This is a genomic window from Corallococcus sp. AB049A (assembly GCF_003668885.1).
Lineage (GTDB): Bacteria > Myxococcota > Myxococcia > Myxococcales > Myxococcaceae > Corallococcus > Corallococcus interemptor.
The window spans coordinates 1-404 of record NZ_RAWL01001346.1; the positions used below are offsets into that span (position 1 = coordinate 1).

General features: G+C 63.4%; 1 protein-coding gene. It reads left to right on the top strand.

Going from position 1 to position 404, the window contains the following annotated elements; translation table 11 throughout:
• Nucleotides 1-404 (top strand): sigma-70 family RNA polymerase sigma factor (locus D7X55_RS47185; RefSeq protein WP_121725801.1); only part of this gene is annotated, 404 nt, incomplete at both ends.

Here is a 404-nt window from a genome sequence, read left to right on the forward strand (position 1 = left end):
GCAGCACGGCGAGAGTGCCGCGTTCGATGTCCTGGTGCGCAAGTACCAGCATCGGGTCGTGGCCCTGGTCGGTCGCTACATCGCCGACTGGAGCGAATGTCAGGACGTCGCCCAGGACACTTTCATCCGTGCCTACCGCGCGATCGGGAGTTTCCGTGGCGATGCCCAGTTCTCAACCTGGTTGCATCGAATCGCCGTGAATACCGCCAAAAACTACCTGGCTTCACACAATCGTCGTCCGCCGACCGATGACATCGACATCGGTGACGCCGAGCAGTTCGACAGCGGTACCCGCCTGCGGGACACCGACACGCCCGAGCGCGAGTTGATGCGCCAGGAGCTGGAACAGACGGTCATGAAGGCCGTCAACGCGCTGCCGGAGGAACTCCGGTCGGCGATCACCC